The organism is Pseudoflavonifractor sp. MSJ-30, assembly GCF_018918045.1.
Lineage (GTDB): Bacteria > Bacillota > Clostridia > Oscillospirales > Oscillospiraceae > Faecousia.
Genome location: NZ_JAHLPU010000037.1, coordinates 1 through 3745 on the forward strand (window position 1 = coordinate 1; position 3745 = coordinate 3745).

The window sequence follows — 3745 nt, forward strand, 5'->3', positions numbered from 1 at the left end:
GCTGAACACCCTGTGGATCCTTTTTTACATTATCTGCCAATCCATCCCCTTTACGGCGGCATTTTTCTCTCAGGAGCGGATTCTGGATTGGAGCCTGGGGGACTGGGTGGACGCGTATCTGGGGAATCGCTCCGGCGGGCCTTTGGTGTACCATCTGTGGTTTCTGCGGGATTTGTTTGTCATGAACCTCATCGCGCCTGTGATCGGCTGGCTGACAAAAAAAGCGCCGAAGCTCAGCGCCGCGGCAGTGCTGGCGCTGTACCTGCTTCCGAAAACACGGTATCTTACCATCACCACCGAGACTATCTGCTTCTTTACCCTTGGGGCATGTTTGGTCCGATGGGATGTGCACCTGGATAGCGTGAAGAAAAAGTGGCCCCTGGCCCTTGCCTATGCCGTGCTTGTGGCCGCGGCGGCAGTGACGGATAACCAGCTTGTGAAAAAGCTGTGCATTCTCGTGGGCGTGGCCTTCTGGCTGGTCTGCGCTACAGACTTCGCCCCCGGCAGGTTCCTGCAATGGCTCATGGCCTTCTCGCTGGACATTTATCTGTTCCACCAGATGACAATGGTGATTTTCTTCAAGTTGGTCAACAAATTCGTGACGCCCACTCCGGCAGCCCAGTTGGTCGAGTATCTGGGCATGCCCTTTGTAATGTTCGCGTTCTGCATTGGACTGGCATCCTTCCTGAAACGGTTCCTTCCGAAGACTTATGGCCTTCTGACCGGAAACCGGAGCAGGGCAAAACTGCCCCAGACATAGAGAACGAAAACCGCCCCGGTTTCCCGGCAATGCCCCGGGAACCGGGGCGGGCTTTTTGCTCTTGTAAATGAAGACGGTTTGCGGTAGAATAGAGAATAGATTTTTGAACAGAAACGGAGAAAACCTGTGGATAAAAACGACAATTCCCGCCTGGGCAATACTCTGCGGAACTTCAAGTTCGGCGCGGCGGCTCAGCTTCTGGTGACGCTGCTGGGATTTGTGTCCCGGACGGTGTTTATTCGGGTGCTGGGCATGGAGTATTCCGGCGTCAACGGCCTGTATACCAGCATCCTGGATGTGCTGTCTCTGACGGAGCTGGGGCTGGCGGACGTGGTGGTCTACTCCCTGTATAAGCCTTTGGCGGAAGGGAACACGGACCGTCTGGCGGCGTTGATGGGGTACTATAAGACCATTTACCACTATATTGCCCTGATTGTAGGCTGTATCGGCCTGGCTTTGATCCCGGTGCTGCGGCTGCTGGTGAAATCGGAGATAGACCAGTTCCATCTGGTGCTGTACTATCTGATGTTCCTGGCGAACTCCGTGTGCTCCTATCTGCTGGTGTACAAATCCAGCATCATCCAGGCGGACCAGAAGCGCTATCTGATTTCCAAATACACCATGCTCTTCAAACTCCTGACCACTCTGCTGCAGATCACGCTGCTGCTGGTGCTGCGGAATTTTACGGCGTACCTGTCCATTCAAATCAGCATGACCATTCTGAACAACCTCTATGTTTCGAAAAAAGCCGACCGGATGTATCCCTTCCTGCGGGAACGAAAGGAGCTGCCGCGGGAAGAGAAAAAGTCCCTATTCCGGGATGTGCGGCATATGTTCTCCTACAAGGCGGGGGGCCAGCTGCTGAACGGCACGGACAACCTCTATATCTCCTCCATGATCAGCACGGCGACAGTCGGCATCTACGACAACTACACGATGATTCAGACCATGGTGGTCACGGCCTTTACCAATACCCTGAATCAGGCGGTGCTTGGCTCCATCGGCAACCTGAACGCCACAGGCTCCCGGGAGCAGAAGAAGCAGGTCTTTGATGCCTACAGTCTGGTGTTCACCTGGATCGCCACCTTCTGCACACTGTCCCTGCTGGCACTGTACAATCCGTTCATTCTGGTGTGGGCGGGGAAGGATTGGCTGCTGCCCATGTCCACCGTGGCGGTGATTTGTCTGAATTTCTTCCTGCCCAATGTGCTGACCCCGGTGTGGAGCTACCGCAATACCACGGGGCTGTTTCGGGAGACCCGGAATATCCTGCTCTACGCCGCGGCCATCAATCTGGTGCTGTCCTATTTTATGGGCGTGCGCTGGGGGCTGACGGGCATTCTGGCGGCGACCTCCGTGTCCCGGCTGGTCACTTCCTTCTGGTTTGAGCCGTATCTGCTGCACAAGCGGATTTTCGGCTGCTCCAGTACGCCCTATTTCCTGCGGCAGGGGCTGCATCTGGGGGTTGTGGCGGTGTCCTATGGCTGCATTGCTGGCATCAGCGCCGCGTTGAATTTCAGCCCCTGGGGGGACATGATTCTGCGGGCTGTGCTGTGCGTTCTGATCCCCAATGCCCTCATGTGGGTGTTCAATCGAAAAAGCGCCGCCTTTGCTTACCTGCAAAGCGCGGTGCTGCGAAAGCTGAGAAGACAATGAAGCATCGTTTGAAGCATAAATCATATGGCGAAAACACGCTGCGGCAGTACGGCGGGAACATTCTGCGCTCCCATGGCATGGCGCAGGAGAAGCGTTTCCTGCAGCACGGCACCGTCAGCGTCTATGAGCACAGTGTGGCGGTGGCCCTTATGTGCTTACAGCTGGCGCGGCTGCTGCATCTGCGGACCAACACCCGCTCTCTGGTCCGGGGCGCGCTGCTCCATGACTATTTTCTTTACGACTGGCATATCAAGGAAAAAGACCGCCCACTGCACGGCACCCACCACGCCCGCCGGGCTATGGCCAACGCCCAGCGGGATTTCGGACTGAACCATATCGAGAAGAATATGATCCTGGCCCATATGTTCCCCCTGAACCTGACCCTGCCCAGATACCGGGAGAGTGTGCTCCTATGCGCTGCCGACAAGATCTGCGCCGCCCGGGAAACCTGGCAGGGGGTGTTCCGAAAAAGGTAGCTGTAATATAAACGAGCTTATCATAAACTGGCTTATATTATATCTGCTGTAATTGCCTGGAACACCCGCTTAGCCGAAAACCGCAGGCCGATGTAGCTTGCCGAGAAAGCTGCCGCCAGCATGGCGGCCGGCAGCCACACAAGCCCATTGCCTGCGAGCCGCTCCCGCACTTTCAATATAAGAATTCCAATCTCTGCGGCAACGACCAGAAGGCTCCACACTGCCAGAAATATTTTTACACATTTCGCAAGTTCAAAACGCATTGCTATCTGTGTGTTGACGCTGCGTTCTGAAATCGTGACGCATACGTTCGGCATAAATGAATTTCGATTCAGAGCATTTTTGTTTCTTGCATGGAACCGAATCGACCCGTTGGCATCCCTGCGCATGGCTGTGACCTTAAAATCGTCCGACGGACGGGAACCGAATTCAAGGATGCGCTGCGCAGCGACTTCTTTGGAAAGTGGGCTTTGGGCGGAGAATGTACAGCAGGGAAACAGCATTGTTCGTTCACCTCTGGTATGATTATACACCAATGTGACGGCATCCGCAACGGCGATTTGCAGCATAGGCACGACAATTACACGAGTAAATATTTTGTAAACAGTAAAGTATACACGACCGTAGGGAACGGCATGCGTGCCGTTTCATTGGCTTTGCGGTTTGTATTTTGTGCGTATTTTCGGAAATTCTCTCGTTCATAGAGTCTCGGGACGGCGCATAGGCCGTTCCTTACTGCACCGTTTTTTAAGATGTTCACGAATTTGTAACTTATGCAATTGTCGTGTTTCAGTGCTGCCTGTTGTTGACTTTTCAAATGGAAGATATATAATATCTGTCTCTTATACACATC

The 3745-nt window shown here is 54.1% G+C and carries 4 protein-coding genes; 3 read left to right on the top strand and 1 reads right to left on the bottom strand.

Going from position 1 to position 3745, the window contains the following annotated elements; all coding sequences use genetic code 11:
• From KQI10_RS05760 to KQI10_RS05770, 3 genes are all read left to right on the top strand, one after another.
• On the top strand, positions 1-760 hold a 760-nt coding region (locus KQI10_RS05760), incomplete at its 5' end, for an acyltransferase family protein (protein WP_216566457.1).
• A gap of 126 nt (positions 761-886) precedes the next feature.
• Positions 887-2416, top strand: a complete 1530-nt coding sequence (locus KQI10_RS05765; protein WP_216566458.1) for an oligosaccharide flippase family protein — start codon at positions 887-889, stop codon at positions 2414-2416.
• Between the two features lie 8 nt (positions 2417-2424).
• The gene (locus tag KQI10_RS05770; RefSeq protein ID WP_253285175.1) at positions 2425-2892 is read left to right on the top strand and encodes an HD domain-containing protein; all 468 of its coding nucleotides are present in this window, start codon (positions 2425-2427) and stop codon (positions 2890-2892) included.
• Between the two features lie 32 nt (positions 2893-2924).
• Here KQI10_RS05770 and KQI10_RS05775 read toward each other — a convergent pair whose 3' ends face one another.
• Positions 2925-3395: a hypothetical protein gene (locus KQI10_RS05775; RefSeq protein WP_216566459.1), complete on the bottom strand. Its 471-nt coding sequence runs from the start codon at positions 3393-3395 to the stop codon at positions 2925-2927.
• Between the last annotated feature and the right edge of the window lie 350 nt (positions 3396-3745).

Excerpts from the sequence above, each read along its gene's own strand:
- KQI10_RS05775 (WP_216566459.1), bottom strand. The coding sequence starts at position 3,395 with ATGCTGTTTCCCTGCTGTACATTCTCCGCCCAAAGCCCACTTTCCAAA.